This window comes from Yunchengibacter salinarum (assembly GCF_037658235.1).
GTDB classification, from domain to species: Bacteria; Pseudomonadota; Alphaproteobacteria; order Sphingomonadales; family Kordiimonadaceae; genus Yunchengibacter; species Yunchengibacter salinarum.
The window spans coordinates 22,870-38,375 of the sequence record NZ_JBBJLN010000008.1 but is presented as its reverse complement, the minus strand read 5'-3'; the positions used below and the strand labels follow the sequence as shown (position 1 = coordinate 38,375).

At 64.6% G+C, this 15,506-nt stretch carries 12 protein-coding genes; 10 read left to right on the top strand and 2 right to left on the bottom strand.

Features of this window, described 5'->3' with window-relative positions:
* Positions 1 to 42 precede the first annotated feature (42 nt).
* Positions 43 to 1,506, top strand: a complete 1,464-nt coding sequence (locus WGH93_RS09820; RefSeq protein WP_374764709.1) for a sodium/proline symporter — start codon at positions 43 to 45, stop codon at positions 1,504 to 1,506.
* An 83-nt stretch (positions 1,507 to 1,589) separates the two neighbouring features.
* Positions 1,590 to 2,330 (top strand): SDR family NAD(P)-dependent oxidoreductase, encoded by a 741-nt coding sequence (locus tag WGH93_RS09815; protein ID WP_374764708.1) that lies wholly within the window; start codon positions 1,590 to 1,592, stop codon positions 2,328 to 2,330.
* A gap of 40 nt (positions 2,331 to 2,370) precedes the next feature.
* Here WGH93_RS09815 and WGH93_RS09810 read toward each other — a convergent pair whose 3' ends face one another.
* Entirely contained in the window at positions 2,371 to 2,886 is a 516-nt protein-coding gene (locus WGH93_RS09810; RefSeq protein WP_374764707.1) for a DUF3429 domain-containing protein, read from the bottom strand.
* 335 nt (positions 2,887 to 3,221) lie between these two features.
* Here WGH93_RS09810 and zwf point away from each other — a divergent pair, with 335 nt between their 5' ends.
* From zwf to WGH93_RS09785, 5 genes are all read left to right on the top strand, one after another.
* Positions 3,222 to 4,694: a glucose-6-phosphate dehydrogenase gene (gene zwf, locus WGH93_RS09805; protein ID WP_374764706.1), complete on the top strand. Its 1,473-nt coding sequence runs from the start codon at positions 3,222 to 3,224 to the stop codon at positions 4,692 to 4,694.
* A gap of 48 nt (positions 4,695 to 4,742) precedes the next feature.
* Complete coding sequence (gene pgl / locus WGH93_RS09800; protein ID WP_374764705.1) at positions 4,743 to 5,441, top strand: 6-phosphogluconolactonase; 699 nt, start codon at positions 4,743 to 4,745, stop codon at positions 5,439 to 5,441.
* A gap of 160 nt (positions 5,442 to 5,601) precedes the next feature.
* Positions 5,602 to 7,437, top strand: coding sequence for a phosphogluconate dehydratase (edd, locus tag WGH93_RS09795; RefSeq protein ID WP_374764704.1), 1,836 nt, complete (start codon positions 5,602 to 5,604; stop codon positions 7,435 to 7,437).
* Positions 7,438 to 7,453: 16 nt separating this feature from the next.
* Positions 7,454 to 8,092 carry a bifunctional 4-hydroxy-2-oxoglutarate aldolase/2-dehydro-3-deoxy-phosphogluconate aldolase gene (locus WGH93_RS09790; protein ID WP_374764703.1) on the top strand — a complete coding sequence of 213 codons (639 nt, stop codon included), beginning with the start codon at positions 7,454 to 7,456 and terminating at the stop codon, positions 8,090 to 8,092.
* 119 nt (positions 8,093 to 8,211) lie between these two features.
* Entirely contained in the window at positions 8,212 to 9,645 is a 1,434-nt protein-coding gene (locus WGH93_RS09785) for a cryptochrome/photolyase family protein (protein ID WP_374764702.1), read from the top strand.
* Positions 9,646 to 9,675: 30 nt separating this feature from the next.
* Here the strand turns inward: WGH93_RS09785 and WGH93_RS09780 are convergent, their stop codons facing one another.
* A complete protein-coding gene (locus WGH93_RS09780; protein WP_374764701.1) occupies positions 9,676 to 10,812 on the bottom strand; it encodes a CaiB/BaiF CoA transferase family protein in 1,137 nt (378 codons plus the stop codon).
* Between the two features lie 142 nt (positions 10,813 to 10,954).
* Between WGH93_RS09780 and gor the strand changes: the two genes are divergently transcribed.
* The 3 genes from gor to WGH93_RS09765 all read left to right on the top strand — a co-directional run bounded on the left by gor (position 10,955) and on the right by WGH93_RS09765 (position 15,500).
* Entirely contained in the window at positions 10,955 to 12,298 is a 1,344-nt protein-coding gene (gene gor, locus WGH93_RS09775; RefSeq protein ID WP_374764700.1) for a glutathione-disulfide reductase, read from the top strand.
* 222 nt (positions 12,299 to 12,520) lie between these two features.
* A complete protein-coding gene (locus WGH93_RS09770; protein WP_374764699.1) occupies positions 12,521 to 14,386 on the top strand; it encodes a 2-oxoacid:acceptor oxidoreductase subunit alpha in 1,866 nt (621 codons plus the stop codon).
* 55 nt (positions 14,387 to 14,441) lie between these two features.
* On the top strand, positions 14,442 to 15,500 hold the full coding sequence (locus tag WGH93_RS09765) for a 2-oxoacid:ferredoxin oxidoreductase subunit beta (RefSeq protein ID WP_374764698.1): 1,059 nt from the start codon (positions 14,442 to 14,444) through the stop codon (positions 15,498 to 15,500).
* Positions 15,501 to 15,506 lie beyond the last annotated feature (6 nt).

Here is a 15,506-nt window from a genome sequence, read left to right as displayed (position 1 = left end):
CGATCCGGGAATGTGCGCACAATCTGCTATCCGGGGGGCACAATGGTTCTGGTCAGTTTTCTGTTTTTCCTGTTGGCTTTTTTCCTGGTGGGCATGTCGTCCCATCTGAAAAGCCACAAGTCCAAGGAAGATTATTATCTGGCCAGCAAGGGCATATCGCCCCTGTTTACCGGCCTGTCCGCCGTGGCCACCAATAATAGCGGCTATATGTTCATCGGCGTGATCGGCTACACCTATGCGGTGGGGCTTTCCACCGTCTGGATGGCCTTTGGCTGGATTTTCGGGGATTTTCTGGCCTCCCTTTATATTCACAAGGAATTGCGTGCCTATACGGAAACCACGCGGGAATTGTCCTTCGCCGGGGTGATTTCCCGCTGGACCGGCGAGCATTACCGGGAGGTGCGCTTTCTGGCGGCGTTGATCTCGGTGATCTTTCTTGGCTCCTACGCGGCGGCGCAACTGTCCGCCGGGGGCAAGGCGCTGTTCGCCATTCTGGACTGGCCGCAGGTGACCGGTTCGATCATCGTGGCCGTGGCGGTGGCGGGCTATTGCTGGGCAGGGGGTTTGCGCGCCTCGATCTGGACCGATGTGGCGCAAAGCGCGGTCATGATCGTCGCCATGTTCACCCTGATGTATTTCGGCGTGCAGGGCCTTGGCGGCTTTGGCGGCACGCTGGACCGCCTGTCGGAGGTGCCGGGCTTTCTCGACCTGTCCCCCGGCGCGGATGAAGTGCTGTTCCCCGGCGCCATGGGGATCATATTGTTCATTCTTGGCTGGATGTTCGCCGGGCTCAGCGTGATCGGCCAACCGCACATCATGGTGCGCTTCATGTCGCTGGACAACCCGGACCATCTGGTCCGCACGCGGGTCTGGTATTACGGCTTTTTCAGCCTGTTCTATCTGATGGCCGTGGTCGTGGGCATGTTGTCCAAGATTTATCTGCCGGGCCTGGATACCAGCGACCCGGAACTGGCCCTGCCCATGATGGCGCAGGACTTGTTGCATCCGGTGTTCGTCGGGCTGGTGCTGGCGGGGATTTTCGCCGCCACCATGTCCACCGCCGACAGCCTGGTGCTGTCCTGTTCCAGCGCCCTGACCCACGATCTGCTGCCCCAGCGCTTCGAGCGCACCTGGCAGGTGAAATCCATGAGTGTTCTGGTCACCCTGTTTGCGCTGGGCATCGCCATTGCCGGGCCGCAGAGCGTGTTCACCCTGGTGGTGCTGAGCTGGGGCGTGCTGGGGTCCGCCTTCGCGCCGGTGCTGGTCATTTATACGCTCGGCATGAAGCCGAGCGAGGCACAGACCGTCATGATGATGGTGATTGGCGTGACCGTGGCGCTGGTCTGGCGCCAGCTTGGCCTGCACACCGGTGTGTTCGAGGCCATGCCCGGCATTCTCGCCGCGCTCGCCTATGTCTGGCTGCGCAAGGGCATGATCCGTGCCCGCCAGGCCCATACCGAAGCGGCCCATACCGAAGCGGCGGAGGCGGATCAGGGCGCCTCCTGATGATCTTCCTGTCCGTTCCTTGCGAACAAGGGGGACCGAATGGAATGCCCGTTTGAACGCTCGCTGGAACGCAAGGAGGGACCATGCCGCTTTTCAATGAAACCGATCCGATCCGCGCGGTGGTGGTCGGCGCATCGGGGGGCATCGGTCAGGCTGTAACAGGCCGCCTTCTGAGCCATGCGGGCGTCGCCCATGTGGATGCGGTGGCCCGCAACCCCAGGCCGGTCAGGCACAGTCGCATGTCCGTGCATCAGGCGGATATGCTGGACGGCGATGCCCTGGCGCGGGTGGCCGATGCGATCGCCCGCGCGGGGCCGGTGCATCTGGTGATGATCACCACCGGTATATTGCACGGCGATCGTTTTGGACCCGAAAAGTCCATGCGTCAGATCGAGGCGGAGACCATGGCGCACCTGTTCCGGGTCAACAGCATCGGCCCGGCCATGGTGGCGCGCCATTTCCTGCCCCTGATGGCGCGGGACCGGCCCGGCGTGTTCGCCGCCCTCAGCGCCCGCGTGGGCAGCATTTCGGATAATCGCATTGGCGGCTGGGTCAGCTACCGGGCGTCCAAGGCGGCGCTGAACCAGATTCTCAAGACTCTGTCCATCGAACAGGCCCGCCGTAACAGCCAGACGGTGGTGATGGGGCTGCATCCCGGCACGGTGGACACGGCGCTGTCGGACCCGTTTCAGGCCCATGTGCCCCAAAGCCAGCTTTTCAGCCCGGACCATGCGGCCCGCTGCCTGCTGGATGTGGTGAACGCCGCCACGCCGGAACAGACCGGGCGGGTATATGACTGGGCGGGCGCGGAAGTGCCCCCCTGAATGGTCGCCCGGTCACCTTGCGGGACACCGGGCGCCGGGATCAGCCCTTGAAGCCCTCGATGAACGCGATCAGCAGGCTGGCCATGACGATGATGGTAAGGTTGCGCCTGAGGGCCGTGAACCAGCGCGGAAACCCGCCAAGTCGCCCCACGCCCATATCGTGGATGGCCGCCATCACGAAACCGCCCATCAGCACCACCAGACCCGGCTGGGTCGGCATGATCAGGGCGGACCAGGCCATCAGGGACGGGATCACGCTGTATATCAGGCGAAACACCACGGCGCCGTCGTCATTCAGGGTATGGCCCCATACAATGCCCCCCAGAAAAGACAGGATCACCGCCCCGTAACCCATCAGCGCCATCAGCGCGAAATCGGCCATGGGCCCTTTGGTGAAAACGATCGCCAGTGCCATCAGGACAAAAGGCACGGCACCAAGAATGCCCAATATGCTGGCGGTGCGTGCGCGCGTCACCTCGCTGCGGGCAGCGGGCCGCGCCGGTGGCATTGGCCGATGCGTGCCTGATTGGTCTTGCGTGTCTGGTGTATCCCCCATAAGCCTTCTCCTCTGCCATGGGAACCATATCAGCTTGCCGGCATTTGGCCATGCCTGAACGGTGCGCGCCACCTGCTCGATGCCTCCATCTTTCAGGGTTCGTTTTCAGCACCCGTTTTTGAAACAGTATGGCGCCCCGGCGCCCGATCACGATTTTTTTGATCCCGCGCATCGGCGTGGACGGGGGCTTGACCTTGACCTTGTGGCCCCCTTTTGCCAGTGTCTGGCAACTTCGCAGACGGCAAGCTCCCCCCGGACACATGCTCCGCCCGTGCGGCCGCCGGGACCGGCAGGCCATTTGACCATTGTTCGCGCTTTATTAAGGATGGACGGCCATGACCCAATCCTTCGACCTTATCATCTTCGGCGGTGCCGGCGATCTGTCCCGCAAAAAGCTGTTGCCCGCGCTGTTCAACGGGTTCTGCGCAGGCTATGTGCCCGCGGACAGCCGCATTTATGTGACCAGCCGATCCGATTTCGAGCAGAGCGTGGCGGACTGGCTGAAAGAGGTGTTCGCCGAAACGCCGCCGCGGGACGATATCGACGCGGCCAGCCTGAAATCGTTTGCAAAGATCGTTCACCCGGTCACGCTGAACCTGACGGCAGGGGATGACCAATGGGCGCGCCTGTCGAAGGAGATCGAAAGCAGTGCGGATCGGCCCCTGGTCCACTTTCTGGCCATTCCGCCCAAGATTTTCACCAGCACCTGCGCCCTGCTCGGCGAATACGGCCTGAACGGCCCCCATGCCCGGCTGGTGCTGGAAAAGCCCATCGGGCACGATCTGGAAAGCGCGCGTGCCATCAATGCGGACGTGGCGCAGCATTTCCGGGAAGATCAGGTCTTCCGTATCGACCATTATCTGGGCAAGGAAGCGGTGCAGAATCTGCTGGCGCTGCGTTTTTCCAATATCCTGTTCGAGGAGGTGTGGAACAACCGCACGGTGGACCATATCCAGATCACGCTGGCCGAGGATCAGGGTGTGGCCGGGCGCGGTGCCTTCTATGAGGGGACCGGCGCGCTGCGGGACATGGTGCAGAGCCACCAATTGCAACTTCTCTGCCTGACCGCGATGGAGCCCCCCGCCCGGCTGGACGCGGACAGCATCCGGGAGGAGAAGCTGAAGGTTCTCAAATCGCTGGAGCCGCTCAGCGGTGCCGATATTGATGCCAATGTGGTGCGCGCCCAGTATGGATCGGGCGCGGTGAACGGGCAGGCCGTGCCCGGCTATATGGAAGACCTGGAGCTTGAAGGCGAAAGCGATACGGAAAGTTTCGTCGCCATCAAGACCCATATCGAGAACTGGCGCTGGGCGGGTGTGCCCTTTTATCTGCGCACGGGCAAGCGCCTGCCCGACCGGTTCGCCGAAATCGTCATCCAGTTCAAGGATGTGCCGCACAGCCCCAACGCCGCCTGGGGGACGGACATGGCGCCCAACCGTTTCATCATCCGTATGCAGCCGCAGGATCACCTGGCCTTTCGCATGATGGTGAAGCACCGGGGGACGGACCATGACCGGCTCAAGGAAGTGGAATTGAATCTGGATGTGGCCGCCAATCAGGGCGCCCCGCGCATGGGCCCCTATCTGCGCCTGATTCTGGATGCGGCGCGCGGGGATCAGAGCCTGTTCGTGCACCGGGACGAGGTGGAACATGCCTGGGCCTGGGCGGATCGCATCATTTCCCATTGGGAACACAGCGGTCGCGGCATGAAAGCCTATCAGGCAGGCACCTGGGGCCCGTATGAAGCCCATGACCTGATGGCGCGGGACGGGCGCGCCTGGTTCAATGAAAATCACGGCGTAAGCTGATATTCCACGCGCCGGCAATGGCGGCACAGGACAGGAGTTGAGCAGGCAATGGTGGCCATCAAACGCTTCGACGACCGAACGGCGATGACCCAGGCTCTGGCGGCGGATACCGCCGCCGCGCTGGAAGCCGGGCTCAGGGCCAGGGGCGCAGCGGCCTGGGCGGTGTCCGGCGGGTCCACGCCCAGGCCGCTGTTCGCCCGGATGGCGGGCCGCGCGCTGGACTGGTCCCATATTCATGTGGCGCTGGTGGATGAACGCTGGGTGGATGAAGGCCATGACCGCTCCAATGCCGCCATGGTGCGCCGGGAGCTGTTGCGGGATCATGCGGCGTCGGCCCCCTTCACCACCATGAAGCGGGATCATGCCACGCCCGCCAAGGCGGCGGCGGAAGTGAACGCCGACTATGAAGCCCTGCCATTGCCGTTTGACAGCGTGCTGCTCGGCATGGGGCCCGATGGCCACACCGCGTCCCTGTTCCCCGATGCCCACGGGCTGGAGGAAGCCATGGACCCGGAAGGCAGCCGCGTCGTGGCCGCCATTCGCGCGCATCAAAGCGATGTGACCGGCGACGAGGTGGACCGCATGACCCTGACCCTGCCGCCCATATTGGCGGCGGGCCATGTGGCGGTCATGCTGACCGGGGAGGCCAAGTTCACCGCCCTTGAGCGCACGCTTGAGACCGATCTGCCCTTTGCCCGCGTGATGCGGGCGCTGGGTGACCGCGCCACCGTATATTGGGCGCCCTGATACAACCCGGCGGGGCATGTGTCCGGCCCCGATCCTGCGCTATATCGCATGGTGCGTGTCCAGTGAGCCGGACGCGCGAGGCGGCAGACCCGGCGATTTCAGGCCCGGAAACCTTTATGCCCCACAATCTTGGGCCCATAGACCTTCAAGAGGTACCGTCATGAGCAAGCAGACATTACAGGAAATCACCGAGCGCATCGAAGAGCGGTCCCGCGCCACACGGGCGGGCTATATGGAGAAAATCCGCATCATGCGGGAAGCGGGGCCCAGCCGGGATGCCATGTCCTGCGGGAATCTGGCCCATGCCATCGCCGCCTGCCCGGATTCGGAAAAGCAGAAGCTGACGGCGGATGAGAATGTGGCCAATATCGGCATTGTCAGCGCCTATAACGACATGCTGTCCGCCCACGCCCCTTATCACGAAATGCTGGATGTGGTGAAAAAGGCGGTGATCACACATGGCGGCGTGGCCCAGATGGCGGGCGGCACACCGGCCATGTGCGACGGGGTTACGCAGGGGCAGCCGGGCATGGAACTGTCGCTGTTCAGCCGGGAAGTGATCGCCCTGTCCACGGCGGTGGCGCTTTCCCACAATGTGTTCGACGGCGGTATGCTGTTCGGCATTTGCGACAAGATCGTGCCGGGCCTGCTGACCGGGGCGCTGTCCTTTGGCCACATGCCGTTCATCTTCGTGCCCGCCGGGCCGATGGAAACCGGCATTTCCAACAGCGAAAAGGCGGAGGTGCGCCAGCGTTACGCTTCCGGCGATGCCAGCCGCCAGGAACTGCTGCAAAGCGAAAGCCGGGCCTATCACAGCCCCGGCACCTGCACCTTTTACGGCACCGCCAATTCAAACCAGATGATGCTGGAAATGATGGGCCTGCAACTGCCGGGGGCGTCTTTTGTCAATCCGTCCGATCCGCTGCGCGCCGCGCTGAATGACGCGGCGGCCCGCCGCATCGTGGAAATGGCCACGGAAAAGGAACCGGTGGGGCTGGCGGACATCGTGGACGCGCGCAGCATCGTCAACGGCATTGTGGGGCTGCTGGCCACCGGCGGGTCCACCAACCATACCCTGCACATCGTCGCCATTGCGGCGGCGGCGGGCTACAAGGTGACCTGGGCCGATTTCGCCGATCTGTCCGCGATCACGCCGCTGCTGGCGCGGGTCTATCCCAATGGTCTGGCGGATGTGAACGCCTTTGAGGCGGCGGGCGGGATGCCGTTCATGCTGCGGGAACTGCTGGGCGCGGAGCTGCTTCATGATCTGGACCGGCACGTGGCGGGCAAGGGCCCGCTCAGCGGCCATGTGGGCGCCCCGACGCTGAAGGACGATGCCGCCGTCTGGGCGCCGGTGCGTGAAGCGCCGGGCGACGATACGGTGGTCCGTCCCGCTGACAATCCGTTCCAGCCCACCGGCGGGCTTGCCATGCTGGATGGCAAGATCGGCGAGGGCGTGATGAAGATTTCCGCCGTCAAGCCCGCCAATCGCCGGGTGGAGGCGCCCGCCATGGTGTTCGAGGATCAGGAAGCCCTGATCGCCGCCTACAAGGCCGGCAAGATGAACAAGGATTTCGTTGCCGTGGTGCGCTGGCAGGGGCCGACGGCCAATGGTATGCCGGAACTGCACAAGCTCACGCCGTCGCTTGGCGTGTTGCAGGACAAGGGCTACAAGGTGGCGCTGGTGACCGATGGCCGCATGTCCGGCGCATCCGGCAAGGTGCCCGCCGCCATTCATGTGATGCCGGAAGCGGCCCTTGGCGGCAATATCGCCAGGATTCGGGACGGCGACCCCATGCTGGTGGACCCGGAAAACGGCGTGCTGGATGTGCTGGTGGACAAGGCCGAGTTCGAGGCCCGTACCCCGGCAGAGCGCCCTGCTTCGCCGCTTACCTATGGCCGTGACCTGTTCCAGCCCATGCGGGACCGGGTGGGCGTGGCCGGGGAAGGCGCCAGCATTTTCGGCTTTCACGCCCTGCACGAATCGTCTCAGTAAATCAGGATAAAGACGCATGACACTGGAATCCATTCCGCTCGATACCGTTTTCGCCAAAGGGCCGGTGATCCCGGTTCTCAACTTCACCGGCCCGGAAGAGGCGGTGGCCACCTGCACCACGCTGTTTGAAAACGGTGTCTCCGTGCTGGAAATCACTCTGCGCCACGACAGCGCGCTGGACAGCATCGAAGCCGTGTCAAAGGCGCTGCCGGATGCCATTGTGGGCGCCGGTACGGTGCTCAGCCACGGGCAGGCGGAAAAGGCCCGCGCCGCGGGGGCGGGCTTCGGTGTCAGCCCCGGCCTGACCGACGAACTGGCGCTGGCGGTGGAAAGCATGGGCTGGGCCTTCCTGCCCGGTGTGGCCACCGTGTCGGAAGCCATGAAGGCACGGGAAAAGGGCTTTTCCCATCTCAAATTCTTCCCCGCGGCGGACAGCGGCGGCCCCGGCTTTCTGAAGGCCGCGGGCTCGGTGCTGCCCGATGTGCGCTTCTGCCCCACGGGCGGCATCAAGCCGGGCAATGCCGCCGATTATCTGGCGCTGGGCAATGTGGCCGTTGTGGGCGGCTCCTGGCTCGTCAAGCGGGATGGTGCCGGCAAGGTTGACCAGAAGGCCACCGCGCAGGCGGCGAAAGAGGCTGCCGCGCTCAGTGCCTAACCCTTGTGATGCGGCCTTTCGGGGCCGCCTTCCCGGCCCTTGTGCCGGGGCGGGTGATCCTGGGGGCGGCGTGTGTGCGTAGCAGGGTGTGGTTCACCCTGTTCAAGGAAAGGCGCGCCATGACCGCCCCCATTATCGTTGTTTTCCAGCCTCACAGCCTGCGCCTGCACGACAATCCGGCGCTGTATCACGCCGCCCGCGCGGGCGCGCCGGTGGTGCCCCTGTTCGTTCTGGATGATGCGGCGGCGGGCGATTCGGCCCTTGGCGCCGCCGCCCGCTGGTGGCTGAGCCAGAGCCTGCCGCGCCTCAGCGCCTCGTTGCGGCACATGGGCAGCGATCTGGTGATCCGCAGCGGCGACCTGACGGATCAGGTGATGGCGGTGGCGGACACCGTGGGCGCGGGCGCGCTGCATGTGCCCCGTGCCTATGATCCCGCCGGCCGACGGGGGGAGGACGCGCTTCACGACGCTGCGCAGGCGCGCGGGCTTGCCGTGCGCCGGTTCGGCGGCCATGTGCTGGTGGAGCCGGAGGCGGTGCGGACCCAGAAGGGCGACCCCTATACCGTGTTCAGCCCGTTCTGGCGCGCCTGCCGCACGCTGGACGCGCCGGGCGCCCCGCTGCCCGTGCCGGAAACCCTGCCCGCGCCGGATCGCTGGCCGGACAGTCATCCCATGGCGCGGCTGGACCTGGACCCGAAACCGGTGGACTGGGCAGGCGGCCTGCGGGAAAGCTGGAATCCGGGGGAGGCGGGGGCCGCCGACCGGCTGCGGGCGTTTCTGGACGGGCCGATCCTGACCTACAAGGCGGATCGAAACCGCCCCGATCTGGACGGCACGTCCGGCTTGTCGCCGCATCTGCGCTTCGGGGAAATCAGCCCCCGACAGCTCTGGCACGCGGCCTGTGGATCGGCGGACTGGGCCGTGGTGGAACCCTTCCTGCGGGAGCTGGGCTGGCGGGATTTCAGCTATCACCTGCTCTATCATTTTCCCGGCCTGAAACATGAACCGCTGAAGCCGGTCTGGCGGCAGTTTCCGTGGCATGAGGGCGTCGGGGACCGGCTGAAAGCCTGGCAGGCGGGGCGAACCGGCTATCCGCTGGTGGATGCGGGTATGCGCCAGCTATGGCATCAGGGCTGGATGCACAACCGGGTGCGCATGGTGGTGGCGTCCTTTCTGGTGAAGGAACTGCTCTGGCACTGGCGGGATGGTGAGCGCTGGTTCTGGGATACGCTGGTGGACGCGGACCCCGGCAGCAACAGCGCAAGCTGGCAGTGGGTGGCGGGCTGCGGCGCCGATGCCGCTCCCTATTTTCGCATCTTCAACCCCGTCCTTCAGGGTGAGAAATTCGACCCTCACGGCGCCTATGTGCGCCGCTGGTGCCCGGAACTGGCGGACCTGCCCAATGCTTATGTGCACAAGCCGTTCGAAGCGCCGAAAAAGGTGCTGGAGACGGCGGGCGTGCGGCTTGGCCGGGATTATCCCGCCCCCATGGTGGACCGCAAGACCGCCCGCGCCCGTGCCCTTGAAGCCTTTGAGGCGGTGAAGGCACCCTGAGCCCCGCCGCTCCCCCCGTCAGGCCACCGCTCAGGCGATCACGCCGCTGGCGCGGAGCGTGTCGCATGTGGCCGCATCATAGCCAAGGTCTTTCAATATACTGTCCGTATTCGTGCCCCTGGCCACGGGCGGCGCGGGCGTGTCGGCGGGCGTTTCCCCGAAGCGCGGCGCGGGCGCGGGCTGGGGCAGGCCGTCCACCGTGACAAAGCTGTTCCGGGCCTGTGCCTGCGGATGGTCGTGCGCTTCCCAGAAGGGCAGGACGGGGGATACGCAGGCATCCGAGCCTTCGAACACCGCCTGCCAGTGGGCGCGTGGATGGGCCTTGAAGCGGGCGGCCAGCGCGGCTTTTTTCTCCGGCCAGGCCGAAGGGCTCATCTGGGCGGAAAGCCAGCCCTGCGGCAGGTCCATAAGTTGAAGAAACTCGGCCATGAACTGTGGCTCGATGGCGCCCACGGCCATGAAGCCGCCGTCGCTGGTTTCATAGGTGCCATAGAAATGGGCGCCGCCGTCCAGCAGGTTCACGCCGCGCGCCTCTGACCACAGGCCGCTGGCCCTGAGGGAATGAAACACGCTCATCAGCAGGCTGGCCCCTTCGGTCATGGACACGTCCACCACCTGGCCCTGGCCGCTGGTTTTCGCCTGCAACAGACCGCCCAGAAGCCCGGCCACCAGCATCATGCCGCCGCCGCCATAATCCGCCACCAGATTGAGCGGCACGGTGGGCGGCCCGTCCGCCGGGCCGATGCTGTACAGCGCCCCGGCCAGCGCGGCATAATTGATGTCGTGCCCCGCCCGCCCGGCCAGGGGGCCGGTCTGGCCATAGCCGGTCATGCGGCCATAGACCAGTGCCGGATTGTCCCCCAGCAGCACATCCGGGCCGAGACCGGTTCTTTCCATCACGCCGGGGCGGAAGCCTTCGAAAAGGCCGTCCGCTGACCGGGCGAGGGCGCGCACCACGGCCACGCCGTCCACCTGTTTCATGTCCACCCGGATGGATTTCTTGCCCCGGCGGTTGATGTCCACCGGCAGGTCGCCAATGCCACCGCCGCCCACCCGGTCCACGGCGATCACCTCCGCGCCCATGTCGGCCAGCATCATGCCCGCGAAGGGGCCGGGCCCGATGCCCACCATCTCGATGATCCGAAGTCCGCTGAGTGGTCCCGCCATGTGTTCCCCCGCTGGCTGCTGTCCCCCGATCTGTTGTGCATAGCCCCAACCGACAGCCCCCCGCAAGGTTCGCCGGGCTGGACCGCCGGGATCAAGTCCGGTACATGTCAGCCCGGTTTTCACGCACATGCGGGAGAGTTTGATGCGGTTCGACTATGATCTTTTCGTTATCGGTGCGGGGTCGGGCGGGGTGCGCGCGGCCCGTATCGCCGCCCAGAACGGCGCAAAGGTCGCCATTGCGGAGGAATACCGCGTGGGCGGCACCTGCGTTATCCGGGGCTGTGTGCCGAAAAAGCTGCTGTCCTATGCCGCGCACTTCCGCGAGGATTTCGAGGAAGCCGCCGGTTATGGCTGGACCGTGGGCGAAAGCCGCTTTGACTGGCCCACGCTGATCGCCAACAAGGACCGGGAGATCGACCGCCTGAACGGCCTGTATATCGCCAATCTGGAACGGGCCGGTGTCACCATACTGGAAGGCCGCGCGGAAGTGCTGCGCCGTCACACCGTGCGCATGAACGGTAAGACCATCACGGCGAAACACATTCTGGTGGCCACGGGCGGCACGCCTTCGCTGCCCGAAGTGCCGGGGATCGAGCACGCCATCACCTCCAACGAAGCCTTTCATCTGGAAAGCCTGCCGAAGCGCATGGTGATCGTGGGCGGCGGCTATATCGCCGTGGAATTCGCCGGCATTTTCAACGGACTGGGCAGCCGTGTGGTGCAGCTTTATCGCGGCGACAAGATTCTGCGCGGGTTCGAGCGGGAACTCCGGGACCGCCTGAGCACGGAAATGAACAAGAAGGGCATTTCCGTTCAGACCGGTGTGAATGTGCTGCGGATCGAAAAGGACGCGCGCGGCCTGGTGCTGCATCTGACCGATGGCAGCAAGCTCAGGACCGACGCGGTGATGTATGCCACCGGGCGCCACCCCAACACCCGCAAGCTGGGGCTTGAGGGCGCGGGCGTTGATCTGGACGACAAGGGCGCGGTGAAGGTGGATGCATATGGGCGCACCAGTTGCGACGGCATCTGGGCCGTGGGCGACGTGACCGACCGTATCCAGCTTACGCCTGTGGCGATCAAGGAAGGCCATGCCTTCGCGTTGAACACCTTTGCCGGGGCCGATATCAGGCCGGAACATGATGCGGTGCCGAGCGCGGTCTTTTCCAACCCGCCCATTGCCACGGTGGGCCTGACCGAGGAAGAGGCCCATGAAAGCCCGGACGTGAGCGCGGTCAGAACCCATGAGAGCGACTTCAAGCCGATGAAACATACACTTGGCGGGCTGGATGAACGGGCCTACATCAAGCTGGTGGTGGATGACCCCACGGATCGGGTTGTGGGCGTTCACATGATCGGGCTGGATGCGCCGGAAATCATGCAGGGCGTGGCGATTGCGGTGAAGGCGGGCCTGACCAAGGCGGATTTCGACCGCACCGTGGCCATTCACCCCACCAGCGCGGAGGAAATGGTGCTGATGCGGTGACGGCCCGCCCCTGAAGCGGGCGGCCATGCCCCGGAACGGGGCTTTGCGGCGCGGCTTTCCTGGGCGGACAAGCCCTTATAGGGCGGCCCCTTAGAAATTCTGCGTCGCCAAGGCGGCTCTTGGGGCGTATGTCAGGGCCGGGTAAGGTGTCGCGGCACAAGGCCCGTCGGCACGAACGGATATGGATCGGGCGCGCGAAAGCGCCCGGAATGGATGATGCTCATGACGGACGACATCAAGGTACTGGAATCGGCGGTGGTCCGCTTCGCTGGCGACAGTGGCGACGGGATGCAGTTGACCGGCAGCCAGTTCACCACGTCCACGGCGCTGTCGGGCAGCGACCTGGCCACGTTCCCCGACTTTCCCGCGGAAATCCGCGCGCCCGCCGGGACCACCTTTGGCGTGTCCGCCTTTCAGATCAATTTCGGCGCGCGGGAAATCAGCACGGTGGGCGACCGGCCCGATGTGCTGGTGGCGATGAACCCGGCGGCGCTGAAGACCAATGTGGGCAATCTGCGCTCCGGCGGTATGCTGGTGGTGGACACCGGCGCCTTTACCGCGCGCAATCTGCAAAAGGCGGGTTATGAGCAAAACCCGCTGGAAGACGGCAGCCTGGACGATTTCACCCTGATCGCCTTCGATATTTCCAAACAGACCTTGGAAGCCGTGTCCCATACCGGGCTTGGCAAGAAAGAGGCGCTCAGGTGCAAGAACATGTTCACGCTGGGCCTGATGCTGTGGATGTTTTCCCGCAGGCGGCAAAGCGTGATCACCTGGCTGGAGGACAAGTTCCGCTCCAAGCCTGAGGTGGCGGAAGCCAATGTGGCCGCGCTTAATGCGGGCCACGCTTTTGGTGAAACGGCGGAACTGAACGCGCCGATCAAGCGCTATCAGATCGGGCGCCGGCATGTGGCGCCGGGCACCTATCGCACCGTTACCGGCAGCCAGGCGCTGAGCTGGGGCATCGCCGCCGGTGGCCAGCTTGCGGGGCTGGATGTGCTGCTGGGCAGCTATCCCATCACGCCCGCTTCGCCCATTCTGCACGCCTTGTCCACCATGGTGGATCAGGGCATCACCACCTTTCAGGCGGAAGACGAGATCGCCGCCGTTTGCGCCGCCATCGGCGCGTCCTATGCGGGCTGGCTGGGGGTGACCAGTTCCAGCGGGCCGGGCATCGCGCTGAAGACCGAGGCGCTGGGGCTGGCCATTTCCACCGAATTGCCGCTGGTGGTGATCAACAGCCAGCGGGGCGGGCCGTCCACCGGGCTGCCCACCAAGACCGAGCAGTCGGACCTGTATCAGGCGCTTTATGGCCGCAATGGTGATGCGCCCATGCCGGTGCTTGCCACCCGCAGCCCCGGTGACTGTTTCGAAACGGCGATCGAGGCGTGCCGCCTGGCGGTCACATACATGACGCCGGTGATGCTGCTGACGGATGGCTTTATCGCCAATGCGGCGGAGCCGTGGCGCCTGCCGGACCTGGATGCGCTGGAGCCGTTTCCCGTTTCCTTCGCCGAGCACGACGCGGAGACGGACGGTGACTTCAACCCCCTGAAGCGGGATGAGACGACGCTCGCCCGACATTGGCCGAAGCCGGGCGTTTCGGGTACGGAACATCGCATTGGCGGGCTGGAAAAGGACTATGACAGTGGCCATATCAGCTATGACCCCGCCAACCATCAGCGCATGACCGATCTGCGCGCGAACAAGGTGGCGGGCATGGTGCGTTCGATCCCGGACCAGACCATCGCCCATGGCACGGACAGCGGGCGCCTGCTGGTATTGGGCTGGGGCTCCACCTATGGGCCGATCGCGCGTGCCGTTCGGGTGGCGCGCGAGGAGGGGCTGGATGTGTCTCATACGCATCTGCGCCATCTCAACCCGTTCCCGGCCAATCTGGGGGATATGCTGAGCCGCTATGACCGGGTGCTGATCCCGGAAATGAATACCGGCCAGCTCAAGACCGCGATCCGGGACCGGTTCCTGGTGGATGCGGTGCCCCTGAACAAGGTGTCGGGCCAGCCGTTCAAGATCGAGGAAATCCTGAACGCCATCCGCGATCATACCGCCCCCGCCAAGGCGGGCTGACAGAAAAGCAGACCGGTCGGCCACAATAGACCGGCAAGCTGGAAAGAGCAGAGTCATGAACGATATGTCCACCAAAGCGCCGAACAAGGCGGACGGGCTGACCCTGAAGGACTTCACCTCCGATCAGGAAGTGCGCTGGTGCCCCGGCTGCGGTGACTATGCGATTCTGAAATGTATGCAGCGCACCCTGCCGGAAATGGGGGCCACGCGGGAAGGCACGGTGTTCGTTTCCGGCATCGGTTGCTCCAGCCGTTTTCCCTATTACATGGACACCTATGGCTTCCATACCATCCATGGCCGCGCGCCTGCCATTGCAACGGGCGTCAAGCTGGCCAACCCGGATCTGGATGTGTGGGTGATCACCGGTGACGGGGACGGTCTGTCCATCGGCGGGAACCATCTGATGCACGCGCTCAGGCGCAATGTGGATCTGAATATCCTGCTGTTCAACAACAAGATTTACGGCCTGACCAAGGGCCAGTATTCACCCACGTCGGATGAAGGCACGCGCACGCCGTCCACGCCCACGGGTTCGCTTGATCCCACGCTGAACCCGATCAGCTTCGCACTGGGCAGCGGCGCCCCCTTTGTGGCCCGCACCATCGATACGGACCAGAAGCACATGCCCCATGTGTTCAAGGGCGCGCAGGCGTTCAAGGGCGCGGCTCTGGTGGAGATATTGCAGAACTGCATCGTCTATGCGGATCAGGTCTGGGGCGATGTGACGGACAAGAAAACCGCCGCGGATACCCAGTTGAAGCTGGTTCACGGTGAAAAGATGCTGTTCGGCAAGGATCGGCAGAAAGGCATCCGCTTCAATCCGGCCACCTTCAGCCTGGAAGCCGTGACCATCGGCGAGGACGGCGTGGACGAGGCTGACATTCTCACTCACGACCAGACCAATCTGCAATTGGCCCGGATGCTTGCGGAACTGGGCGCTCGCCCCGGCGAGCCCATGGCCTTTGGCATTCTCTATGCCAATGATTCCCATGAAAGCTATGACCGCGCCGTCACCGCACAGGCCGCCGCGGCCCGCCAGAAGAAACGGGCCCTGAAAGACATCCTCTATGGCGGCCAGACCTGGCAGGTCACCGAAGACGGTGGCGAGGGCTGAATATTG

What these genes read in the sequence shown, in the direction of transcription:
- edd (WP_374764704.1), top strand. Translation starts at nt 5,602, where the DNA reads ATGAGCAAGCAGACATTACAGGAAATCACCGAGCGCATCGAAGAGCGG.
- pgl (WP_374764705.1), top strand. Translation starts at nt 4,743, where the DNA reads ATGGTGGCCATCAAACGCTTCGACGACCGAACGGCGATGACCCAGGCT.
- WGH93_RS09815 (WP_374764708.1), top strand. Translation starts at nt 1,590, where the DNA reads ATGCCGCTTTTCAATGAAACCGATCCGATCCGCGCGGTGGTGGTCGGC.
- WGH93_RS09770 (WP_374764699.1), top strand. Translation starts at nt 12,521, where the DNA reads ATGACGGACGACATCAAGGTACTGGAATCGGCGGTGGTCCGCTTCGCT.
- WGH93_RS09790 (WP_374764703.1), top strand. Translation starts at nt 7,454, where the DNA reads ATGACACTGGAATCCATTCCGCTCGATACCGTTTTCGCCAAAGGGCCG.
- WGH93_RS09765 (WP_374764698.1), top strand. Translation starts at nt 14,442, where the DNA reads ATGAACGATATGTCCACCAAAGCGCCGAACAAGGCGGACGGGCTGACC.
- zwf (WP_374764706.1), top strand. Translation starts at nt 3,222, where the DNA reads ATGACCCAATCCTTCGACCTTATCATCTTCGGCGGTGCCGGCGATCTG.
- WGH93_RS09810 (WP_374764707.1), bottom strand. Translation starts at nt 2,886, where the DNA reads ATGGGGGATACACCAGACACGCAAGACCAATCAGGCACGCATCGGCCA.
- WGH93_RS09820 (WP_374764709.1), top strand. Translation starts at nt 43, where the DNA reads ATGGTTCTGGTCAGTTTTCTGTTTTTCCTGTTGGCTTTTTTCCTGGTG.
- WGH93_RS09785 (WP_374764702.1), top strand. Translation starts at nt 8,212, where the DNA reads ATGACCGCCCCCATTATCGTTGTTTTCCAGCCTCACAGCCTGCGCCTG.
- WGH93_RS09780 (WP_374764701.1), bottom strand. Translation starts at nt 10,812, where the DNA reads ATGGCGGGACCACTCAGCGGACTTCGGATCATCGAGATGGTGGGCATC.
- gor (WP_374764700.1), top strand. Translation starts at nt 10,955, where the DNA reads ATGCGGTTCGACTATGATCTTTTCGTTATCGGTGCGGGGTCGGGCGGG.